General features: G+C 64.3%; 24 protein-coding genes. 9 read left to right on the plus strand and 15 right to left on the minus strand.

Annotated features, from left to right (window positions below; all coding sequences use genetic code 11):
• The first annotated feature begins 30 nt into the window (after nt 1–30).
• Nucleotides 31–885: a sulfurtransferase gene (locus ACPZMI_RS06315; RefSeq protein WP_426351885.1), complete on the plus strand. Its 855-nt coding sequence runs from the start codon at nt 31–33 to the stop codon at nt 883–885.
• Between the two features lie 11 nt (nt 886–896).
• Here the strand turns inward: ACPZMI_RS06315 and ACPZMI_RS06320 are convergent, their stop codons facing one another.
• From ACPZMI_RS06320 to ACPZMI_RS06345, 6 genes are all read right to left on the minus strand, one after another.
• Entirely contained in the window at nt 897–1,889 is a 993-nt protein-coding gene (locus ACPZMI_RS06320; RefSeq protein WP_186665565.1) for a hydrolase, read from the minus strand.
• Nucleotides 1,890–1,947: 58 nt separating this feature from the next.
• Nucleotides 1,948–3,288, minus strand: a complete 1,341-nt coding sequence (locus ACPZMI_RS06325) for a M16 family metallopeptidase (RefSeq protein ID WP_426351886.1) — start codon at nt 3,286–3,288, stop codon at nt 1,948–1,950.
• Complete coding sequence (locus tag ACPZMI_RS06330; RefSeq protein ID WP_426351887.1) at nt 3,278–4,582, minus strand: M16 family metallopeptidase; 1,305 nt, start codon at nt 4,580–4,582, stop codon at nt 3,278–3,280. The genes ACPZMI_RS06325 and ACPZMI_RS06330 overlap by 11 nt, the downstream gene beginning before the upstream one ends.
• Before the next feature lie 77 nt (nt 4,583–4,659).
• Nucleotides 4,660–5,253 (minus strand): 16S rRNA (guanine(966)-N(2))-methyltransferase RsmD, encoded by a 594-nt coding sequence (gene rsmD, locus ACPZMI_RS06335; RefSeq protein WP_186665570.1) that lies wholly within the window; start codon nt 5,251–5,253, stop codon nt 4,660–4,662.
• Nucleotides 5,253–6,752 carry a M16 family metallopeptidase gene (locus ACPZMI_RS06340; RefSeq protein ID WP_288376452.1) on the minus strand — a complete coding sequence of 500 codons (1,500 nt, stop codon included), beginning with the start codon at nt 6,750–6,752 and terminating at the stop codon, nt 5,253–5,255. The genes rsmD and ACPZMI_RS06340 overlap by 1 nt, the downstream gene beginning before the upstream one ends.
• Complete coding sequence (locus tag ACPZMI_RS06345; protein WP_054891160.1) at nt 6,745–8,100, minus strand: M16 family metallopeptidase; 1,356 nt, start codon at nt 8,098–8,100, stop codon at nt 6,745–6,747. The genes ACPZMI_RS06340 and ACPZMI_RS06345 overlap by 8 nt, the downstream gene beginning before the upstream one ends.
• Nucleotides 8,101–8,330: 230 nt before the next feature.
• On the opposite strand from ACPZMI_RS06345, the gene ftsY reads away from it, so the two are divergent.
• From ftsY to rpoH, 4 genes are all read left to right on the plus strand, one after another.
• Nucleotides 8,331–9,782, plus strand: a complete 1,452-nt coding sequence (ftsY, locus tag ACPZMI_RS06350) for a signal recognition particle-docking protein FtsY (protein WP_426351888.1) — start codon at nt 8,331–8,333, stop codon at nt 9,780–9,782.
• Nucleotides 9,779–10,450, plus strand: coding sequence for a cell division ATP-binding protein FtsE (ftsE, locus tag ACPZMI_RS06355; protein ID WP_186665578.1), 672 nt, complete (start codon nt 9,779–9,781; stop codon nt 10,448–10,450). Before ftsY ends, ftsE begins: the two co-directional genes overlap by 4 nt.
• Nucleotides 10,447–11,472, plus strand: coding sequence for a permease-like cell division protein FtsX (gene ftsX, locus ACPZMI_RS06360; RefSeq protein ID WP_063541629.1), 1,026 nt, complete (start codon nt 10,447–10,449; stop codon nt 11,470–11,472). The genes ftsE and ftsX overlap by 4 nt, the downstream gene beginning before the upstream one ends.
• A 110-nt stretch (nt 11,473–11,582) precedes the next feature.
• The gene (gene rpoH, locus ACPZMI_RS06365; protein WP_186665582.1) at nt 11,583–12,437 is read left to right on the plus strand and encodes an RNA polymerase sigma factor RpoH; all 855 of its coding nucleotides are present in this window, start codon (nt 11,583–11,585) and stop codon (nt 12,435–12,437) included.
• A 79-nt stretch (nt 12,438–12,516) separates the two neighbouring features.
• On the opposite strand, the gene mtgA is transcribed toward rpoH, so the two are convergent.
• Nucleotides 12,517–13,227, minus strand: a complete 711-nt coding sequence (mtgA, locus tag ACPZMI_RS06370) for a monofunctional biosynthetic peptidoglycan transglycosylase (RefSeq protein ID WP_186665584.1) — start codon at nt 13,225–13,227, stop codon at nt 12,517–12,519.
• A gap of 64 nt (nt 13,228–13,291) precedes the next feature.
• Between mtgA and ACPZMI_RS06375 the strand changes: the two genes are divergently transcribed.
• The 4 genes from ACPZMI_RS06375 (at nt 13,292) to trmB (ending at nt 15,564) form a co-directional block, all read left to right on the plus strand.
• Nucleotides 13,292–13,663 carry a DUF423 domain-containing protein gene (locus tag ACPZMI_RS06375; protein WP_054891165.1) on the plus strand — a complete coding sequence of 124 codons (372 nt, stop codon included), beginning with the start codon at nt 13,292–13,294 and terminating at the stop codon, nt 13,661–13,663.
• Between the two features lie 102 nt (nt 13,664–13,765).
• Nucleotides 13,766–13,966, plus strand: coding sequence for a sulfur carrier protein ThiS (thiS, locus tag ACPZMI_RS06380; protein WP_426351889.1), 201 nt, complete (start codon nt 13,766–13,768; stop codon nt 13,964–13,966).
• Between the two features lie 53 nt (nt 13,967–14,019).
• Nucleotides 14,020–14,832, plus strand: coding sequence for a thiazole synthase (locus ACPZMI_RS06385; RefSeq protein ID WP_186665585.1), 813 nt, complete (start codon nt 14,020–14,022; stop codon nt 14,830–14,832).
• A gap of 9 nt (nt 14,833–14,841) precedes the next feature.
• Nucleotides 14,842–15,564, plus strand: a complete 723-nt coding sequence (gene trmB, locus ACPZMI_RS06390) for a tRNA (guanosine(46)-N7)-methyltransferase TrmB (protein ID WP_186665587.1) — start codon at nt 14,842–14,844, stop codon at nt 15,562–15,564.
• Nucleotides 15,565–15,606: 42 nt separating this feature from the next.
• Here trmB and ACPZMI_RS06395 read toward each other — a convergent pair whose 3' ends face one another.
• From ACPZMI_RS06395 to proC, 8 genes are all read right to left on the minus strand, one after another.
• Entirely contained in the window at nt 15,607–15,933 is a 327-nt protein-coding gene (locus ACPZMI_RS06395; protein ID WP_054891168.1) for a DUF3392 family protein, read from the minus strand.
• Between the two features lie 9 nt (nt 15,934–15,942).
• A complete protein-coding gene (hemW, locus tag ACPZMI_RS06400) occupies nt 15,943–17,121 on the minus strand; it encodes a radical SAM family heme chaperone HemW (protein WP_426351890.1) in 1,179 nt (392 codons plus the stop codon).
• Nucleotides 17,118–17,714 (minus strand): RdgB/HAM1 family non-canonical purine NTP pyrophosphatase, encoded by a 597-nt coding sequence (rdgB, locus tag ACPZMI_RS06405; protein WP_186665592.1) that lies wholly within the window; start codon nt 17,712–17,714, stop codon nt 17,118–17,120. The genes hemW and rdgB overlap by 4 nt, the downstream gene beginning before the upstream one ends.
• Nucleotides 17,711–18,145: a DUF4426 domain-containing protein gene (locus tag ACPZMI_RS06410; RefSeq protein ID WP_186665594.1), complete on the minus strand. Its 435-nt coding sequence runs from the start codon at nt 18,143–18,145 to the stop codon at nt 17,711–17,713. The genes rdgB and ACPZMI_RS06410 overlap by 4 nt, the downstream gene beginning before the upstream one ends.
• A gap of 24 nt (nt 18,146–18,169) precedes the next feature.
• Nucleotides 18,170–18,790 (minus strand): methionine biosynthesis protein MetW, encoded by a 621-nt coding sequence (gene metW / locus ACPZMI_RS06415; protein ID WP_186665596.1) that lies wholly within the window; start codon nt 18,788–18,790, stop codon nt 18,170–18,172.
• A 7-nt stretch (nt 18,791–18,797) separates the two neighbouring features.
• On the minus strand, nt 18,798–19,937 hold the full coding sequence (metX, locus tag ACPZMI_RS06420) for a homoserine O-succinyltransferase MetX (RefSeq protein WP_186665597.1): 1,140 nt from the start codon (nt 19,935–19,937) through the stop codon (nt 18,798–18,800).
• Nucleotides 19,938–20,025: 88 nt separating this feature from the next.
• The gene (locus ACPZMI_RS06425; RefSeq protein ID WP_288376464.1) at nt 20,026–20,616 is read right to left on the minus strand and encodes a YggT family protein; all 591 of its coding nucleotides are present in this window, start codon (nt 20,614–20,616) and stop codon (nt 20,026–20,028) included.
• A gap of 10 nt (nt 20,617–20,626) precedes the next feature.
• Nucleotides 20,627–21,445, minus strand: coding sequence for a pyrroline-5-carboxylate reductase (proC, locus tag ACPZMI_RS06430; protein WP_186665601.1), 819 nt, complete (start codon nt 21,443–21,445; stop codon nt 20,627–20,629).
• Nucleotides 21,446–21,456: the final 11 nt, after the last annotated feature.

Here is a 21,456-nt window from a genome sequence, read left to right on the forward strand (position 1 = left end):
GGCCTTTCGAGCCATCGATAGGAGATTGTCATGCCTCTTGCGCAACTGATCACCCCGCAGCAGCTGGACGAGCGTCTGGACTCGCCGGGGCTGGTGATCCTCGACTGTCGCTTCGCCCTGGAGGATGTGGACTACGGCCAGCGCAGCTATGCCGAGGGGCATATCGCCGGTGCGCATTTCGCGGACCTGGAGCGCGACCTGAGCGGGCCTGTGGTCAAGGGGCAGACCGGCCGTCACCCACTGCCTGAGCCTAGCCTTCTGGTCGAGCGCCTGCGCAAGTGGGGCCTGGACAATGACAGCCAGGTGGTGCTGTACGACGACGGCCCTGGTGCCTTCGCAGCCCGCGCCTGGTGGCTGCTGGCCTGGCTGGGCAAGCGCGATGCGGTGTTCATCCTCGACGGCGGCCTCAAGGCCTGGCATGCCGCGCACCTGCCGTTGAGCCTGGACCCGCCAGTGCACCACGAGGGCAACTTCGAGGGTAAGGCCGATGCGAAGCTGCTGATCGATGCCGAGCATTTGGCCAAGCGCCTGGGCAGCGCCGATCTGACCTTGATCGACGCCCGCGCCTTGCCGCGTTTTCGCGGTGAAGTCGAGCCGATCGACCCTGTTGCCGGGCACATTCCCGGCGCGCAGTGCGCGGCGTTCACCGACAACCTCGGTGCGGACGGGCGTTTCCTGCCGGTCGAGCAGCTCAAGCAGCGCTTCGCCGAGAAGCTGGCGGGGCGTGCGCCGGAACAGTTGGTCGCGTATTGCGGTTCTGGCGTCACGGCTTGCCACAACCTGTTTGCCCTGGCACTGGCGGGATACCCGCTGGGACGCCTGTACGCAGGATCCTGGAGCGAATGGATCAACGATCCCAAGCATGGTGTCGCTACCGGCGACTGAGCGACCCAGCGTCAGCGTCCTTCCAGCAACCACTGCGGAATCCGGCGTTCGAGGTAATACCCCGGATTACGCAGGCTGCCGTCGACAAAGCCCACGTGCCCGCCACGGCGGTGCAATTCGAAATGAGTCTGCGGTGCCAGCTCCTGCGCCACCGGCAGGCTGTGGCCGAACACGAACGGATCGTCCTGTGCGTGGATGATCAGCGTCGGTGTGCGGTTTTCCCCCAGGTAATAGCGACTCGATGCGCGGCGGTAGTAGTCGTGGGCATCGCTGAAACCGTTGAGCGGCGCGGTCACCCGGCCATCGAAATCCCAGAAGGTCCTCAGGTTGCGTAGCGGCCCCAGGCGCTCCAGCGCGGCCAGCCCTTCGCTGTGGCCACGGGCCTGGAAGTGCCGCTGCTTGTTCTGCACGTAGGCCAGCATCTCGCGCATGAAGTGCGCCTGGTAGACCTTGCTGAAACCCATGCCAATGCGGTCGGCGCATTGATCCAGGCGAAATGGCACAGACACGGCCACCGCCGCTTCGAGCTGGCTGGCCGAGCCACTTTCGCCCAGGTACTTCAACAGCACGTTGCCGCCCAGCGAGTAGCCCACGGCATACAGCGGCGCCAATGGTCGTTGCGCGCGCAGATGGCGGATGGTTTCGGCCAGGTCTTCGCTGGCGCCGGAGTGATAACTGCGGGCAAGCAGGTTGGGCTCGCCGGAGCAGCCTCGCCAGTTCAGCGCGACGCTGGCCCAGCCACGCGCCTGCAGCGCTTGCTGCAGGCCTTTTACGTAAGGGGAGTCGGAGGAACCGGTCAGGCCGTGCAGGATCAGCACCAGCGGCGTGTCTGCCTGATGCGGGCCGTGCCAGTCCATGTCGAGGAAGTCGCCGTCGGCCAGCCACAGGCGTTCGCGGCTGCGCTCAAGCCTTGGGGGCTTGCGCCAGAGCGGCCCCCACAGGGTCTGCAGGTGCGGATTGGACAGCCCGACGGCGGGGCGAAAGGTGAAGGCGTGGCTGGACATGCTGGAACTCGTGATGTGCCTGCCTAGAATGCCATGAAACCCCGCCGTCATGCCTGTGCTATTGGTCGCTGGGCGAGGGTGCGAGTGGTTGCTGGTCGGCAGGCCCGCCCACAGTGATCAGTATCTTGCGGTCCAGGTCGAATCGACGTCGGATCACCTCGTGGACGACTGCAGGTGTTTGTTCGCGCAACCGATCGGTGTAGGTGTCGAGGTAGTCGTCTGGCAGGTCGTGACTGGCAAGGTAGGCCAAGCGCTCGGCAAGCTGGCCATTCGTGGCGACCTCCTTGAGGCATTTACCTGCGAGTCTCTGTTGCGCCAGTTGCAGTTCTTCCAGCGTTGGCCCTTCCTGAGCAAAGGCCAGCAACAGAGCGTCCACCCGCTCGACACTGGTCTGGAGATGCTGCGGTTTGACGTCCCATCTGATCGATAACCTGCCAGCGGTGCTGGATGCTGTGAAGTCCGAGTCGATGTGGTAGGTCAGTTCCAGGCGTTGCCGGAGCTCTTGCATGAGGCGGGAGCTGAAGCCGCCACCTAACACTTCGTTGGCCAACTGCAGCGGGAGATGTTCGGCCTCGGTGGGCGGCACGTTCATGGGCAGTGTCAACTGAGCGAGGATGTTGGGTACGCTCCAGGGCAGGTGCCGTGTTGCCGCCACTGACGAGGGAACCGGTGGCAGGTGTGCGGCCGTCCACCCCTGGGGCAATGCCGAGCTGATGTCCTGCGCCAGGGCGACGGCCGCCTCCCGGGATAGATCGCCGACAATCGCGATGTCCAGGTTACTTGCGCAATACGCCTTGTGATGGAATGCCTTCAGGTCATCGACGGTCAATGCGTCGACGTGCTCAGGGGTGCTCAAGACGCTTTCATAGGGGTGGCCTTGGTAGAGGTGGTGATACAGCTCGATTACTGGTTGCCAGTGTTGCGATTTTCGCCACGCCCCGTCCTGAGCGTTGACTCGGGTCTTAATTGTTTTGAGTGCGTCGGCCGGGAAGTCGGGGTGGGCGAGCATGGAGGCGAGCAGTGTCACGGCGGGGGTGAGAATTTCAGGTGCACTTAGTGTGCGCAGGGAGAAAGTTGCGTGATCGAGGCGTATATCCTTGCTGACGATGGCCCCCAGTTCCTGCATCCGCCTGTCCCGTTCGGCCGCCTCCAGACCGTCGCTGCCTTTGTCGAGCATGTGCAAGGTCACGGCCGCGAGGCCATGGTGGTCCTGGTCGGCCGAGGTGCCAGCCTTGAAGCGTAGTTTGATATCCACTATCGGCAGCCCCCGCGTTTCCACGAACATCACGCGTGTGCCGTTATCGTTCCGCCATGATTGCACCGAGGTGCTGATCTGCTCGAATGCATTGAGGTTCAGGCCTTGTGCGCTAGTGAGTCCTGTCGGGATGTCATTCATCATTCGTCTCCTCGAGCATGAAGGTGGCCATCAGCCGGTCCTCGGTCAGATAAAGGCTTGCCACCTGGCGAACCTGTTCTACGGTCACGGCTTCGAGCGTTTGTCGCTCCTGCTCCAAAAGGTGCGGGTCCAGGCCACAGACGGCGTAGCGGCGGATGGTCTCTGCCTGGTTGGCGATGTCATCGCGGGCAAAGACCTTGTTCGACATGAATTGCACCTTGGCGCGATTGAGGTCCCTTTCAGTGAGGGGGGTGCGATGGAGCGTGGCGATTTCCTGCATGATCCTGTCGAGCGCCTGGGCAGGCGTGCCTATGGACGTGTTGGTATGGGCCCGAATTTCCAGGAGGCTGTCTGCGCGTTTGAATGCGTCATAGTCCACTGACAAGTTGAGCAAGATGAGTTCGTCGCTCAACAGTCGCTGGCGCAGGAAGGCGCTAGCACCTTTGCCCAGCAATTTCGGCAGCAACTGCAGTGCGCAAGCCTCCTCGTTGGAGGGCGCTGTGGCCAGGCTGGGGACGCCGAAGCTCATCAGCAATCCCTCTGTCAGCCCCTTGAGACGCAGTGTCTGCGTGCGCCGCCCAGGTGCTGCGGTTCTTTCCAGCGGCTTGAGCGGCGGAAGTTCGGCAGCCTCGAAGGCGCCAAAATGGCGCTCGACCAGCTCGCGCAAGCGAGGCATGTCCGTGGCCCCGACGACCACGAGCGTGGCGTTGTTCGGGTGATACCAATGCCGGTGCCAGTCGCGTGCGGTGTCGATTGTCAGCGCGTCCAGGTCTTCTGGGCGCCCGATGACGGGAGTGGCGTATGCTCCGTTGCCATAACAAAATGTTTTGTGTGCCTCAAGGGCACGGCCCAGGGCTGTCCCCTCTACATGGCTGCGACGCTCTGCCTTGACGATCTCCAGGACCTTGGTGAAGGCCGACGCTTCCAGTGTCGGGCGGAACGTGATGTCGGCCAGGGCCTCCAGGGCGATTTCAAGGCGGCTGGCCGGCAGGGTCAACGGAAAATAGGTGTTGTCGCTGTCGGTGAAGGCATTTGGCGAAGCGCCCAGTCGGTTCATGAAGGAAATGTACTCGCCCTGGGCCAGTTTGCTGCTGCCATCGAATACCAAGTGTTCCAAGGCATGGGAAAGCCCCGAATTGCCGGCTGGCTCATGGCTGGCACCGACGTGTAAGGACAGTTGTACGCTGACCAGAGGTGCGCGGTGATCTTCTTGAAGGTAGACGCGCAGGCCATTGGCCAGGGTGGCGTGCTGCAGGTGTGAGGCGCGAGCGGCGGTGCTCGGAAGGGCTAGAGGCATGGGCTGCTCCTGATTGAGTTGGCAGGAGCAGCCTCGATGATCGGTGAGGTGGGGAGGCGGTAATTAATTAACCGGTGTTACCCCCGCTGCCACAGTGCGTAATGCACCTGTCCGGTCTTCTTTTCCCGGTGCAGGCGCCAGTTGCCGGGCATCGGCAGGTTGGACGGCGCTGTTTCGCTCTCGGTATAGACCCAGGCCTGTTCGTGCAGCCACTGATGCTCCTCCAGCAGGTTGCAGACGTTGGCCAGCAGGTCCTTGTGGAAGGGCGGGTCGAGGAATACCACATCGAACTGCTGCTTGGCCGGGCCGCCGAGATAACGCAGGGCGTCAATCTGCAGGATCTGCCCACGGGGGCAGCGCAGCAGCTCGAGGTTGTGCTTGAGGTTGGCGATGGCTGCAGGGTTGCTGTCCAGTGCCACGGCATCTTCGGCACCGCGCGAAAGGGCTTCGAGCACCAGGGCTCCGCTGCCGGTGAAGGCGTCCAGCACGCGGGCGCCTTCGATGTAGGGGGCAAGCCAGTTGAACAGGGTTTCACGCACGCGATCGGGTGTCGGGCGCAGGCCTTCACCATCGGGCACCGCCAGGCGACGGCTGCGCCATTCGCCGGCGATGATGCGCAGGTGGCCAGCCCCCTTGCTTTGGGGCTGGGCGGGGTTGGACGGTCTTGCCATCAGTGCTCCGGTACGCCGAGCGGCTGCTCGGACGGTTTGTCTGTGGGCGGTGGCAGCGGCTTTTGCGGCACGCTCGGGCCTGCGGTGACGATCACCAGCTTGTCCACCGCCAGGTGCTTGTTCATCGCCGTCTTGACCTGCTCGACGGTCAGCGCCTGGGATTGTTGCATGAAGTCTTCGAGCCAGGTCAGCGGCAGGTTGTAGAAGCCGATGGCGCCCAGTTGGCCAACGATGCTCGCGTTGCTGGCATTCGAGAGCGGGAAGCTGCCGGCCAGCTCACGTTTGGCATCGTCGAGCTCTTGCTGGGTCGGGCCGTTCTTCAGGTAGTCGGCGAGGATGTCCTGGACCAGCTTGAGCGTACCTTCGCTGAGTTCGGCGCGGGTCTGCAGGTTGATCATGAACGGGCCGCGCACCTGCATCGGGCTGAATACCGAGTACACACCGTAGGTGAGGCCGCGTTTTTCCCGCACCTCGCTCATCAGGCGGGTGCCGAAAGAGCCGCCACCCAGGATCTGGTTGCCCAGCGACAGCGCCGGCCAGTCAGGGTCCTGGCGAGTGATGCCCAGTTCGGCGAGCATCAGGTGGGTCTGCTTGGACGGGAAATCGATATGAGTCGCGCCCGGCTTGGGCTGCGACGGTTCGCCAGGGCTGGCCAGTGCCGGGCCCTTGGGCAGGGTGGCGGAGAGCTGCGCGGCGATGGTTTCGGCTTCACTGCGGCTGAGGTCGCCGACCAGGGCGATCACGGCATTGCCGGCAGCGTAGGCCTTCGCGTGAAAGTCGCGCAGTTGTACCTGGGTGATACCCGGGATGCTTTCGGCGGTGCCGTCGCTGGGGTGAGCGTAGGGATGGCTGCCGTAGAGGTTGGCGAACAGCGCCTTGCCGGCCAGCTTGCCGGGGTTCTGCTTCTCGTACTCGAAACCGGCCAGCAACTGGTTCTTGATGCGCTTGAGGGCGTCTTCAGGGAAGGTTGGCTTGCCGACCACGTCGGCGAACAGCTTCAGCGCCGGGTCGCGTTTGTCCGGGGCGCTCAGGCTGCGCAGCGTGGCCACGGCCATGTCGCGATACGAGCCGTTGCCAAAGTCGGCACCGAGCCCCTCGAAGCCTTGGGCGATCGCGGTGACGTCCTTGCCGGCCACACCCTCGTTGAGCATGGCGTTGGTCAGGGCGGCCAGACCGTAGACGCTGCCGTCCTGGCTGCTGCCGGCGGCGAAGGTCACGCGCAGGTCGAACATCGGCAGCTCTCGGGCTTCGACGAACAGGACCCGCGTGCCTTCGGCTGTGGTCCAGTTCTGGATGTTCAGTTGGCGCCGGCTGGGGGATTTGCCGTCGAGCTCGGCCAGCGACTGCAGGGTATTGGCCGGGCGTGCGGCGTTGCTGTCGGGCTGACCGGCGGCATTGTCCGGTTGCGCCGGGCGGGCCAGCAGCAGGGCCAGCGCCACGATCGCAGCCAGGATGCCGAGGCCGAACAGGGTATAGCGGGGGGCGCGGCGATCACTCATGAGCGGACTCCTCGGGCAGAACGTGGGCAACGCTCAGGCGTTCGCGGGTGAAATAGGTGCGTGCGGCGTCCTGGATGTCCTGCGGCGTGACGCGCTTGAGGTCGTCCAGCTCGCTGTCGATCAGCTTCCACGAAAGGCCCACGGTTTCCAGCTGACCGATGGTGGTGGCCTGGCTGCTGATCGAGTCGCGGTCGTAGACCAGGCCGGCGATGACCTGGGCGCGCACGCGCTCCAGCTCCTCGGCGGTGGGTGGCGTGTTCTTGAGCTCGTCCAGCAACTGCCAGACGCCTTTCTCGACGTCGGCGAGGGTTTTCTGCTTCTGTACGTTCGGGGTGGCCGAGATCAGGAACAGGCTGTCACCCCGGGTGAAGGCGTTGTAGCTGCTCGAGGCACCGGCCACCAGCTCCTGGCCGCGCTCGAGGCGTGCCGGCATGCGCGCACTGTAGCCGCCGTCGAGCAGCGCCGAGATCAGGCGCAGGGCCTGGGCACTGCGTGGGTCCTTGGCGGTGGCCAGGCCCGGGACGTTGAAGCCGTAGATCAGGCTCGGCAGTTGGGTGCGCACGTGCAGGGTGAGCTGGCGCTGGCCGGGCTCGGCCAGTTCCAGTGGCAGTTTGGCGGGAGGAATGGCGCGTTTGGGGATGGCGGCAAAGTATTTGTTCGCCAGGCCCTTGACCTCATCGACGGTGACATCGCCCACCACCACCAGCGTGGCGTTGTTCGGTGCATACCAGGATTCGTACCAGTGGCGCAGTTCCTCGACCTTCATCCGCTCGAGGTCGGCCATCCAGCCGATGGTCGGGGTGTGGTAGCCGCTGGCGGGGTAGGCCATGGCGCGGAACAGCTCGAAGGCCTTGGCGTTGGGCTGGTCGTCGGTGCGCAGGCGGCGCTCTTCCTTGATGACCTCGATTTCGCGGCTGAACTCGTCGGCCGGCAGGCGCAGACTGGCCAGACGGTCGGCCTCGAGCTCCAGGGCCACCGGCAGGCGGTCGCGGGCCAGCACCTGGTAATAAGCGGTGTAGTCATCGCTGGTGAAGGCGTTCTCTTCGGCACCGAGATCGCGCAGGATGCGTGAGGCCTCGCCCGGACCGACCTTGGCGCTGCCCTTGAACATCATGTGCTCGAGGGCGTGGGAGAGGCCGGTCTGGCCGGGTGTCTCGTAGCTGGAGCCGACCTTGTACCAGATCTGCGATACCACCACTGGCGCGCGATGGTCTTCGCGCACCACGACCTTCAGGCCGTTGTCGAGGATGAATTCGTGGGTCGGTTGCGTATCGGCGGCCAGGGCCGCAAGCGGCAGGCAGAGCGTGCCGAGCAACAGGCCAGCGGCGCGGCGGGCTAGAGCATTCATACGATGGTTAACCTGTACGACGGCCCGCGGGGTTTAGCGTAGGCGGGCCAGGAGGTGCTAGGATACTGATCCGGTTGCCTGGCGACCATGCCTGTCGCCGTTCTGGCCCACAGGACACTACGACAAAACGTTGCGCATGAACCAGCCGGCTTCAAGAGAGTCTGTTCTGCGTATAGAGAATTCCCGATGCCCAATGATGGTGCATCGCCACCCTGAGATAGCCGTCTTCCATGTTTGGTTCCAACGACGACAAGAAAGCGCCGGCCGAGGCCGGTGAAAAGAAAGGCCTGTTCGGCTGGTTTCGCAAGAAGCCGCAGCAACCTGTCGCCGAACAGCCGCAAGCCCCCGAGCAGCCCGTTAACGAGCCGGTAGCGCCATCCACGCCCGTCGAGCAGGCCGTTGTCGCTGCGCTCGAGCCGGTTGTCGCCGATGCGCCGGTTGTGCCAGATGAAGTGCCAGCACCGGCAGAGGCTCCCCAGGCAACGCCTGCGCAGCCTGTCGAGGTCGAAACCCCTCCACCAGTCAGCAATCTGGTATTGCCTGTCGCCGAGGAACCCGTGGCGCTGGTCCCTGACCTGGAACCGAGCGAACCGCCAGCCATTCCCGAGCGCCCTGTCGCGATCCCTGAACCTGTGGCGGCGGTTGTCATCGAGCCTGAGCCAGTAGTTGTCACGCCTGCGCCTGCACCGGTGGCGCCCGAGCCTGCCCTGGCCGAGCCAGAACCCGCCGTTGCCGCCACCGAGCAGTCCAGGCCCGGCTTCTTCGCCCGCCTCAAGCAGGGCCTGTCCAAGACCAGCGCCAGTATTGGCGAAGGCATGGCCAGCCTGTTCCTGGGCAAGAAAGTCATCGACGACGACCTGCTCGACGAGATCGAAACTCGCCTGCTCACTGCCGACGTGGGCGTCGAGGCTACTTCGCTGATCGTCCAGAACCTCACGCAGAAAGTCGCCCGCAAACAGTTGGCAGACGCCGATGCGCTGTACAAGTCGCTGCAGGAAGAGCTGGCCGCGCTGCTGCGCCCGGTCGAGCAGCCTCTGAAGATCGAAGCCCGGAGCAAGCCCTATGTGATCCTTGTCGTCGGCGTGAACGGCGCGGGCAAGACCACCACCATCGGCAAGCTGGCCAAGAAGCTGCAGCTCGAAGGCAAGAAGGTCATGCTCGCTGCCGGTGATACCTTCCGTGCGGCTGCGGTGGAGCAGTTGCAGGTCTGGGGCGAGCGCAACCAGATCCCGGTGATCGCCCAGCACACCGGCGCCGACTCGGCCTCGGTGATCTTCGATGCCGTACAGGCCGCCAAGGCCCGTGGCGCCGACGTGCTGATCGCCGACACCGCCGGGCGTCTGCACACCAAGGATAACCTGATGGAGGAGCTGAAAAAGGTCCGTCGGGTCATCGGCAAGCTGGATGCCGACGCGCCGCATGAGGTCCTGCTGGTGCTGGACGCAGGGACCGGACAAAACGCCATCAGCCAGGCCAAGTACTTCAACCAGAGCGTCGAGCTGACCGGCCTGGCCCTGACCAAGCTGGACGGCACCGCCAAGGGCGGTGTGATCTTCGCCCTGGCCAAGCAGTTCAGCCTGCCGATCCGCTTCATCGGGGTCGGTGAGGGTATCGACGATCTGCGCACCTTCGAGGCCGAACCCTTCGTCAAAGCCCTGTTTGCCGAGCGTGAGCACCCATGATCCGATTCGAGCAGGTCGCCAAGCGCTACCCCAATGGCCATGTCGGCCTGCATGAGCTGAGCTTCCGGGCACGCCGGGGCGAATTCCTGTTCGTCACCGGCCACTCCGGCGCGGGCAAGAGCACCTTGCTGCGCCTGCTGCTGGCGATGGAGCGTCCGACCAGCGGCAAGCTGCTGCTGGCCGGCCAGGACCTGGGCCAGATCAGCAATGCGCAGATCCCGTTCCTGCGCCGCCAGATCGGCGTGGTGTTCCAGAACCACCAGTTGCTGTTCGACCGCACCGTGTTCAACAACATCGCGTTGCCGCTGCAGATCCTCGGCCTGTCCAAGGTGGAGATCGCCAAGCGCGTGGATTCGGCGCTGGAGCGCGTGTCGCTGTCGGACAAGGGCGAGCTGTTCCCTGCTGATCTGTCGACCGGGCAGCAGCAACGTGTGGGCATCGCCCGCGCCATCGTTCACCAGCCGGCGCTGCTGCTGGCGGACGAACCCACCGGTAACCTCGACCCGCGGCTGGCCGCAGAGATCATGGGCGTGTTCGAAGACATCAACCGCCTGGGCACCACGGTGCTGATCGCCAGCCACGACCTGGCGCTGATCGCGCGCATGCGTCACCGCATGCTGACGCTTCAGCGCGGACGACTGATCGGCGATGGGGAGGCCGGACAATGAGCACTACGCGTACGCCAAAGGTCTCCGAGCGTGTTGCGCCCAAGGCCGCCGACCCGAAACCGGAAAAACAGCGCGGCGGCCACGACGACGATGGCCCGGATTTCCGCACTCTGTTGAACGCCTGGCTGGAAAGCCATCGCGCCAGCCTTGCCGACAGCCTTCGCCGCCTGGGCAAGCAGCCGATCGGCAGCTTCTTCACCTGTCTGGTGATGGCTGTGGCACTGAGCATGCCCATGGGCCTGTCGCTGCTGCTGAAGAATGTCGAGAAGCTCGGCGGCTCCTGGCAGCGCGCGGCGCAGATTTCGCTCTACCTCAAGCTTGACGCGGGCAGCAAGGAGGGTGAAGCGCTGCGCGATGAGATCAAGGGCATGCCCGGCGTGGCCGAGGCGACCTATGTCAGCCGCGAGCAGGCGCTGCAGGAGTTCCAGCAGCAATCCGGCCTGGGCGAGGCCTTGCGCGAGTTGCCGGACAACCCGCTGCCCGGTGTGGTGGTGGTGACGCCGACCGAAGTCGACAAGCCGGCGCTCGAAGCCTTGCGCCAGCGCCTGTCTGAGTTGCCGCGGGTCGAAGTGGCGCAGTTGGATCTGGTTTGGGTCGAGCGCCTGGCGGCGATTCTCAAGTTGGGTGACCGTTTTGTCTTCGGCCTGGCGGTCATGCTGATTTCCGCACTGCTTTTGGTAATTGGTAACACAATTCGCCTGCACATCGAGAACCGCCGTGTCGAGATCGAAGTGATCAAGCTGGTCGGCGGCACCGACAGCTACGTACGCCGCCCCTTCCTCTACATGGGAGCCTTGTATGGCCTGGGTGCGGGCGTGCTGGCCTGGGGTATCCTGGCGTTTGGCCTGAACTGGCTGAACGACGCGGTTGTCGGGCTTTCCGGGCTGTACAACAGTGACTTCGCCCTGGGTGGGGTGCCAGGCTCCGATGGTCTGTCACTCTTGATTGGTGCAGTACTCTTGGGGTATATCGGTGCTTGGATTGCGGTCGCTCGCCACTTGAACGAGCTCGCACCGCGATAATGCTTTCTTGCCAGCATTGACTTTTTTTCATCCAGGAACTTGTTTCGTGGTTCCGGGTCAATGATGGCAGTGCCCACAAGGCACGAGTCCAGTGAGTCGGAGGTACTTGAATGACCACTTCGTTGCAACCTGCCTATGCCCTGGTGCCCGGTGCAAACCTGGAAGCCTACGTGCACACGGTCAACAGCATTCCGCTGCTGACGGTCGAGCAGGAGCGTGAACTGGCTGAGCGTCTCTATTATGAGCAGGATCTTGAGGCCGCTCGGCAAATGGTGATGGCCCACCTGCGTTTCGTCGTACATATCGCCCGTAGCTACGCCGGCTACGGTCTGGCCCAGGCCGACCTGATCCAGGAAGGCAACGTTGGCCTGATGAAGGCGGTCAAGCGCTTCAACCCCGAGATGGGTGTGCGCCTGGTATCCTTCGCCGTGCACTGGATCAAGGCTGAGATCCACGAGTTCATCCTGCGCAACTGGCGCATCGTCAAGGTCGCCACCACCAAGGCGCAGCGCAAGCTGTTCTTCAACCTGCGCAGCCAGAAGAAGCGTCTGGCCTGGCTGAACAACGACGAAGTGCACCGTGTCGCCGAAAGCCTGGGCGTCGAGCCTCGGGAAGTGCGCGAGATGGAAAGCCGCCTGAGCGGTCAGGACATGGCCTTCGACCCGGCAGCCGATGCCGACGACGACAGCGCCTTCCAGTCGCCTGCGCACTATCTTGAAGATCACCGCTACGATCCGGCCATGCAGCTGGAGGATGCCGATTGGAGCGATAACTCCAACAGCAACCTGCATGAGGCGCTCAGTGGCCTGGACGAGCGCAGCCGCGACATTCTCTATCAGCGCTGGCTGGCCGAGGAAAAGGCCACGCTGCACGAGCTGGCAGAGAAGTACAGTGTGTCGGCCGAGCGGATTCGTCAGCTCGAGAAGAACGCGATGAGCAAGGTCAAGGCACTGATCACGGTCTGATCGGCGCCCTGACTGAAAAGCCGCCTGTCCCTCGCGGGGCAGGCGGCTTTTTTGTGGGGCACGCGGGGCTTCAGGAGCATCAAGGCTTGCGCGCGCTCTCCAGTTGCATCAGGTAGCTGGTGCCCCCGAGCTGGCTCATCTGCCGTCGAATCCACCCCGCCCGGCTGGCGACATAGGTACTCGGGCGGCTGGCGCTCCACTTGAGCGGGCTGGGCAGCACTGCCGCAAGCTGGCTGGCCTGCTGGCGCGTGAGGCGGCTGGCGTCGACGCCGAAGTGATAGCGCGCCGCTGCCTGGGCGCCGAATACGCCCGGGCCCCATTCGGCGCTGTTTAGATAGACCTCGAGGATTCGCTCTTTCGACCAGAACAGCTCCATCAGGCCGGTGAACCAGGCTTCCAGACCTTTGCGAAACCAGCTGCGCCCGGACCACAGGAACAGGTTCTTCGCCACTTGCTGGGAGAGTGTGCTGGCGCCGCGGATACTGCCGCCGCGCTCGTTATGGGCCAGCGCGGCCTGGATCGCGGGGATGTCGAACCCCCAGTGGCTGGCGAAACGCTGGTCCTCGCCCGCGATGACGGCTACCTTGAGGTCATCGGAGATCTCATCCCAGGGCGTCCAGTCGCGCTGCAGGTCGATCGGCTCACCACTGAACCAGGACTGCACCTTGCGTTCGACCATCAGTGCGGTGCCCGGTGGCGGCACCCAGCGCAGCACCAGCACCAGCACGATGCTGCCGGCGGCGAACCAGAGCAGGGCGCGGGCGAGACGGCGGATCAGGGATGACAGCATGTCGATAGCTTGGCCGGACCGATGGAACGGGCCATTATACAGACCCGTCTCGAGGAGTCGTCCCATGCTTCGCAGCTTCCTGATGCTCGCCGCGTTCTTTGGCTTTACGGGTGTGGCCCTGGGTGCCTTTGCCGCACACGGCCTGAAGAACCGTCTTACCGCCGATTACCTGGCGATCTTCCACACCGGCGTTACGTATCAACTGGTCCATGCCCTGGCGATCCTGGCGGTCGCGCTGCTTTCGGTGCACTTGCCGGGCCGCCTGGTCGGTTGGGCGGGCGGGCTGTTCGCAGTCGGTATCCTGCTGTTTTCCGGCAGCCTTTACGTGCTGACCCTCACCGGGTTGGGCAAGCTTGGCATCATCACCCCCATCGGCGGCCTGTGCTTCCTCGCCGGCTGGCTGTGCCTGGGGCTGGCAGCCTGGCGCCTGGGCTGACCAAGCGGTCGAGAATCGCGACTAATGGCGCGCGTCGCCCTTGGGTTGCAAGGCTGATCGGGGCTAGAATGCGGGCCCCAATGAACGATGGTGGCCGTGCGCATGCGCATTCAACTGAACGGTGAACCTTACGAACTGCCTGCGGGCGAGAGCGTCGCGGCCCTGTTGAGCCGGCTGGAGCTGGTCGGGCGTCGTGTGGCGGTGGAACTGAACCTGGACATCGTGCCGCGCAGCCAGCACGAAAGCACCCTGTTGAACGAGGGTGACCAGGTCGAAGTGGTCCACGCCATCGGCGGCGGTTGAGCGCGCCCCGGCAAGTCACCCGTAAGCCCCGTAACCTTTGCAGAGGAACATCGATGAGCAACGTTCGCAGCGACAAGCCTTTCGTCCTGGCCGGGCGCACTTTCCAGTCGCGCCTGCTGGTGGGTACCGGCAAATACCGTGACATGGAAGAAACCCGCCTGGCCACCGAGGCCTCGGGTGCCGAGATCGTCACCGTAGCCGTGCGCCGCACCAACCTCGGCCAGAATGCGGGCGAGCCGAACCTGCTCGACGTGTTGTCGCCCGACAAGTACACCATCCTGCCGAACACCGCAGGCTGCTTCGATGCCGTTGAAGCGGTGCGTACCTGCCGCCTGGCCCGTGAGCTGCTCGAAGGGCACAAGTCCCACGAGAGCCGTACCCTGGTGAAGCTGGAAGTGCTGGCCGACCAGAAAACCCTGTTCCCCAACGTCATCGAAACCCTCAAGGCCGCCGAAGTGCTGGTCAAGGAAGGTTTCGACGTGATGGTCTACACCAGCGATGATCCGATCATCGCCCGTCAGCTGGCCGAAGCCGGCTGCATCGCGGTGATGCCACTGGCTGGCCTGATCGGCACAGGTCTCGGGATCTGCAACCCGTACAACCTGCAGATCATCCTCGAAGAATCGAAAGTACCGGTGCTGGTCGATGCCGGCGTGGGTACCGCCTCCGACGCCACCATCGCCATGGAAATGGGCTGCGAAGCGGTGCTGATGAACTCGGCAATCGCCCACGCGCAGCAACCGGTGCTGATGGCCGAGGCCATGAAGCACGCGATCCTTGCCGGCCGCATGGCGTACCTCGCCGGGCGCATGCCTAAGAAACTCTATGCCAGCGCGTCCTCGCCGCTGGAAGGTCTGATCAAGTAAGAGCCCCCGATGACTGAATCGCAAGAAACGCCGATCACTGCCGACGGCGAAGAGCGCCCGCACCGCCGCATCAAGAGTTTCGTGATGCGCGCAGGCCGCATGACCGAAGGCCAGCAACGCGGCCTGGACCAGGGCGGCCCCCTGTTCATCCTGCCGTTGGCCGAGAGCCCGGTAGACTACGACCAGGTGTTCGGGCGCTCGGCGCCGCGCACCCTGGAGATCGGCTTCGGCATGGGCCACTCGCTGCTGGAGATGGCCGCTGCTTCGCCTGAGCTGGACTTCATCGGCGTGGAAGTGCACCGCCCAGGTGTTGGTGCGCTGCTCAACGGCGTGCTGACCCAAGGGCTGAAGAACCTGCGGGTGTACGACTGCGATGCCATCGAGGTGCTCAACCGCTGTGTCGCCGACAACAGCCTCGACCGCCTGATGCTGTTCTTCCCCGATCCTTGGCACAAGGCGCGACACCACAAGCGCCGCATCGTCCAGCCCGAGTTCGCCGAGCTGGTACGGCGCAAGCTCAAGGTGGGCGGCGTGTTCCATATGGCCACCGACTGGGAACCCTATGCCGAGCACATGCTGGAGGTGATGAAGGTCGCGCCGGGCTATCGCAACCAGGCGGCGGATGGTGCTTACGTGCCACGCCCCGAGGAGCGTCCGATCACCAAGTTCGAGCGCCGCGGCGAGCGGCTCGGGCACGGGGTCTGGGACCTCAAGTTCGAGAAGCTGGACTGAAAAAAACGCCCTGGAATGGGCGTTTTTTCATTTTGCGGCCTGTTACCCGCGGCGGTCGGCTACCACCCCGATGAGTACCAGCACCACCAGCAGCACTGGCGCCAACGCATAGTTGTTGAATTGCGCCAGCGCCTTCACCACCCAGGGCGTGGCATAGATCAGCGCCGCACCGCTGCCGATCATCACCAGCAGCGCCATGAACGGCACGCGCAGGGCGCCGGCGAGGCCGCCCAGGCGCTGGTCGACCCAGCCCTTGAGGTCGGTGCCGAACAACACCAGCAAGCACCCTACGAGTGCCAGGGAAATCTCCGAGAGGTTGCTGCGGCTCCAGCGGGAAACGGTCGAGAGCAGGTCAAGTACCAGGTCCATGGGTCATCCTTAATTCAAGAAGTACTGCAGCAGGTCGTTGAGGAACAACTGGCCCCGCGGTGTGGCCGCCAGTCGATCGGGTTCGACCTGCAGAAGGCCCTTTTGTTCGGCCCCACGGCGAGCTTCTGCCAACCGTGCCAGCGGCAGGCCGGTGCGTCGGGTGAACAGCTCGGCCTCCACGCCATCGGTCAGACGCAGGGCATTCATCAGGAATTCGAACGGTAGCTCATCGGCGGGCAGCAGCTTCTCGCCCGCTTTGAAGGGTTTCGCCGGGTTGAGGTAGTCCTTGGGCAGGCGGGTCTTCCAGGTGCGCAGGATACGCCCGTCCGGGAACGACAGCTTGCCGTGCGCCCCCGCGCCGATGCCGATGAAATCGCCGAAGCGCCAATAGTTGAGATTGTGCCGTGCCGCGCGTCCTGGCTGGGCGTAGGCCGAAACTTCGTACTGGCGATAGCCGTGGTCGGCCATCAGCGTCTGGCCGGCTTCCTGGATGTCCCAGAGGATGTCGTCCTCGGGCAGTTCGGGCGGCTGGTTCCAGAATACGGTGTTCGGTTCCAGGGTGAGCTGGTACCACGACAAGTGCGTAGGCGCGAGTGCGATGGCCTGGCGCAGGTCACCCAGCGCTTCGTCCAGCGACTGGTCCGGCAGGCCGTGCATCAGGTCCAGATTGAAGTTGTCGAAACCTGCCGCGCGGGCCATGTCTGCCGCGCGCACGGCTTCATCGCCGTTGTGGATACGCCCGAGTTTTTCCAGCTTGGCCGGCTGGAAGCTCTGCACACCGATGGACAGACGGTTGATGCCGGTCTGGCGGTAGGCCTTGAACTTGTCCTGCTCGAAGGTGCCGGGGTTGGCTTCGAGGGTGATCTCGATGTCCGGGGCGAACGGGATACGTTGCTCGATACCGCGCAGCAGGCGACCCAGCGAGGCGGCACTGAACAGGCTTGGCGTGCCGCCGCCGAAGAAGATCGTGCTGATCGGGCGGCCCTGCACCGCAGGCAGTTCCTGCTCCAGGTCGGCGAGCAGGGCGTCGATGTAGTCGTCTTCAGGCAGCGTCGGGCCGGCCTGGTGCGAGTTGAAGTCGCAATAGGGGCACTTGCGCACACACCAGGGAATGTGGATGTACAGCGACAGCGGCGGGAGTTCTGGAAGGATCAGACCCGCCGGCTGCAGGGACGGCTGTTCGGTCATGCCAGGCCCAGACGCTGACGCAGCAGGGCCATGGCGCGGGCGCGATGGCTGAGCTGGTTCTTCTCGAGCGGTGCGAGGTCGGCGCTGGAGCAGTTGCGCTCCGGCACCCAGAACAATGGGTCATAGCCGAAGCCATGCTCGCCGCTGGCCTCGAACAGAATGCTGCCGTGCCACAGGCCTTCGCAGAGGATCGGCAGAGGGTCGTCGGCATGGCGTACCAGGGCCAGGACGCAGACGAACTGCGCGCCACGCTGCCCCTCGGGCACATCCTTCAGGGCGTCGAGCAGCTTGGCGTTGTTCGCCGCATCACCCTTGCCGTCGGCGTAGCGGGCCGAGTAGATGCCCGGTGCGCCGCCCAGGAAGTCCACCGCCAGGCCCGAGTCGTCGGCCAGTGCCGGCAGGCCGGAGAGGCGCGCGGCGTTGCGAGCCTTGAGGATGGCGTTCTCGACGAATGACAAGCCGGTCTCCTCCGGCTCGACCTGGCTGAATTCGCCGATCGAGCGCAGTTGCACGGAACCGCCAAGCATGGCCTGGAGTTCTTTCAGTTTGCCGGCATTGTGGCTGGCCAATACGAGTTGCTGGAAATTCATCATTCGCCTGGGAACACTTCCTGGTTGAAGCTGAGTGTGTGGCTGACGCCGCCGGTTTCGATGTTGAGGTCGAAGGTCAGGGTTTCAGCCTGTGCGATCTTGAACTGGGCGATGTAGTACACCGCACCCTGGTCGGTGATCTGCCTGAACGACAGCGGGCTGCTGCGGCCGGTGAGATCCTTGACCGTGCCGCTGACCACCGCCGTGCCAGGCTTGCCGGCCTTGAGCACGGCGATGTTGAGCACGCCCTGGTTCTTGCTGCGGACAAGGCCGGTGGCTGCGGCGATGTCCGGCTGCAGCATGCTCGAGGTGAAGGCGCTGTAGTGCACCGTGACGTCGCCGAAGTCCTGCTTGCGCTCGGGACGGGCGGCATCGGCAGCCAGCACTGGCCATGCCAGGCACAGGCTGATCAGCAAAAGTGCGAGACGACGCATGGTGCCATTCCTCCGATAGGTGGATCAGACCGCGACCTGATGCTCTTGCAGCCCAGGACTGCTGACCCGATAGATGCCGATCTCTCCCAGAAGATTAGGCCAAAGCCGGCCGCCCCACCCGTTGCGGTGCAGATGGTCGACAGCGAGGCGGTCGAGCACCTTGGCGTTGCGCTCGCGGCACAGGTTCTCGAAGTCTTCGAAGGTGCAGAAGTGGATGTTCGGGGTGTTGTACCAGGTGTATGGCATGAAGTCCGACACCGGCATGCGCCCCTTGGTGGCCAGGTACCAGCGGCAGCGCCAGTGGCCGAAGTTGGGGAAGGTGATGATGCACTGGCGACCGACCCGCAGCATTTCGTCGAGAATGCGGTCGGGGTACTCCACCGCCTGCAGGGCCTGGGTCATGACCACCACGTCGAAGCTGTTGCTGGCAAAGTTGCCCAGGCCTTTGTCCAGGTCTTGTTCGATGACGTTGACGCCCTTGCTCACGCACTCGGCGATGTTGTCGGCGTCGATTTCCAGGCCATAGCCGGTGACGTTCTTGCGATCACGCAGCGAGGCCAGCAGTTCGCCGTTACCGCAGCCCAGGTCGAGTACCCGGCTGCCGGCGGGGATCCAGTCGTGGATGATTTCCAGGTCGGCTCTCATGCGGTCCTCAGAGGGTGATGCGGTTCATGTAGTTCGCGAAACCCTGCATGTAGCGCGGGGTCGGGATGAGGAAGGCGTCGTGGCCGTAGGGCGAGTCGATGTCCAGGTAGCAGACGTTCTTGCGCGCAGCCATCAGGGCATCGACGATCTCGCGCGAGCGGGCTGGCGAGAAGCGCCAGTCGGTGGTGAACGACATGATGCAGTAATGCGCCGTGACATGCGCCAGCGTGGCGGCCAGGTCGCCATCGTGGGCGGCGGCCGGGTCGAAGTAGTCCAGCGCCTTGGTCATCAGCAGGTAGGTGTTGGCGTCGAAGCGCCCCGAAAACTCCTCGCCCTGATAGCGCAGGTAGCTCTCGACCTGGAACTCGACGCTGTGGAAGTCGTAGTTGAGCTTGTCGCTCTTGAGCTCGCGGCCGAATTTCTCGCCCATCGAATCGTCGGACAGGTAGGTGATGTGCCCGACCATGCGCGCCAGCATCAGCCCGCGCTTGGGGATCACGCCCTGGTCCTGGAATGAGCCGCCGTGGAATTCGGGGTCGGTGAGGATAGCCTGGCGTGCCACTTCGTTGAAGGCGATGTTCTGTGCCGACAGCTTGGGTGCCGAGGCGATGTCCACGCAGTGGCGCACGCGATCGGGGTAGGTGATGGTCCACTGCAGCGCTTGCATGCCGCCGAGGCTGCCGCCGACGATGGCGGCCCAGGTCTGGATGCCGAGGCGGTCGGCCAGGCGGGCCTGGCTGTGTACCCAGTCTTCCACGGTCAGCACCGGGAAGTCCGCGCCATAGGGCTTGCCGGTGGCCGGGTTGATGCTGCTCGGGCCGGTGCTGCCATTGCAGCCGCCCAGGTTGTTCAGGCTGACCACGAAGAAACGATTGGTATCGATCGGCTTGCCCGGGCCGATGCAGCTGTCCCACCAGCCCGGCTTGCGGTCGGTGTCGGCATGGTAGCCGGCGGCGTGGTGGTGACCGGACAGTGCGTGGCAGATCAGCACGGCATTGCTGGCGCTGGCGTTGAGCTGGCCATAGGTTTCGTAGATGAGTTCGTACGAGGCCAGGGCGCGGCCACAGGCCAGGGCCAGCGGTTCATCGAACCGGGCGATCTGGGGGGTTACCAGACCGACGGAATCTTCGGGAAAGACAGTGGACATCGACCCTGCTCACGCTTGACGGAGGCGTAAGTCTAAAGAGCGCTACCCCCAGCGGCAAGCAAAGGCTGCCGCTGGATGGCGCGGTGGGTCAGATCATCCGCCACAGCTCTTGCGGCATGCCGGCATAGGCAGCCAGTTGTGGCATCAGGAACGACTGGATCACCTGGATGGCGATGAAGGCGAAGATCGGCGAAATATCCATGCCGCCGAGGTTGGGCACCAGGCGACGGAACGGCGCCAGCACCGGCTCGCTGATCTGGTAGGCCAGTTCGGCGGCGGGATTGTGGCTGTTCGGCGCGACCCAGGAGACGATCACCATGACGATCATCGCGACCCAGAAAATCTTCAGGAACAGCGAGGTGATGCCGAGAATTGCCCACATCAGCAGGTGCAGGATGTCGCCGAAGGTGCCGTAGGTGACCATCAGCACGAAGGCCATCAGCAGTGCCTGGATCACGATCGCCAGCAGCAGCGAAGAGGTGTCCAGGCCAGCGATGCTGGGAATGACCCGGCGGATCGGCTTGAGCAGCGGCTGGGTGGCGCGCACGGCGAACTGGCTCAGCGGGTTGTAGAAGTCGGCCTTGACCAGTTGCAGCACGAAGCGCAGCAGGACGATCACCAGGTACAGGCTGACCAGGGTTTGCACCACGAAGATCGCGGCGCCGGACAATGCATTCATCGACAGCTCCTTATTTGCCCAATTGTTCGGCCAGCTCGGCGGAGCGCGTGGCCGCAGCCTGCAGCGCCTGCTCGACGATGGCCTCGAAACCGTTGGCCTGGAACGACTTGATCGCCGCTTCGGTGGTCCCGGCTGGAGAGGTGACGCGACGGCGCAGTTCGGCGGCATCGACATCGCTGGAAACCGCCATGTGCGCGGCGCCCAGGGCGGTCTGCAGGGTCAGTTGCGAGGCGGTTTCACGCGGCAGGCCGAGCTTTTCGCCCGCAGCGGTCATGGCCTCGATCAGCAGGAAGAAATACGCGGGGCCGCTGCCGGAGACCGCGGTCACGGCGTCCAGTTGCTGTTCCTGTTCCAGCCACAGGGCGGTGCCGACCGCAGTCAGCAGTTGCTCTGCCTGCTGGCGTTGTTCGCCGGAGACCTGTGCAGTGGCGTACAAGCCGCTGGCGCCCTGGCGCAGCAGCGATGGCGTGTTGGGCATGCAGCGCACCACCGGGATCTCGCCCAGCCAGCTCTGCAGGCTCTGGCAGGTGATGCCGGCGGCGATGGACACCACCAGTTGGCCGGCCTTGAGGCTTGGCTTCAGAGTTTCGCACACGGCCTTCATGACCTGTGGCTTGACCGCCAGCACGATCACATCCGCGCCATCGATGGCCTGGGCGTTGTTTTCGAAGGTTTCGATGCCGTGCTCGGCATTGATCCGGGCGCGGGTCTCGGCACCCGGGTCGCTGGCGCGGATCTGCGCGGCGTCCAGGCCCTGGGCGCGCAGGCCGCCGATCAGGCTGGCGGCCATGTTGCCGGCGCCGATGAAGGCAATACGAGTCTTGCTCATGTCAGGTCCTT

This window comes from Pseudomonas wayambapalatensis (genome assembly GCF_049942315.1).
In the GTDB taxonomy this organism is placed as follows: Bacteria; Pseudomonadota; Gammaproteobacteria; order Pseudomonadales; family Pseudomonadaceae; genus Aquipseudomonas; species Aquipseudomonas wayambapalatensis.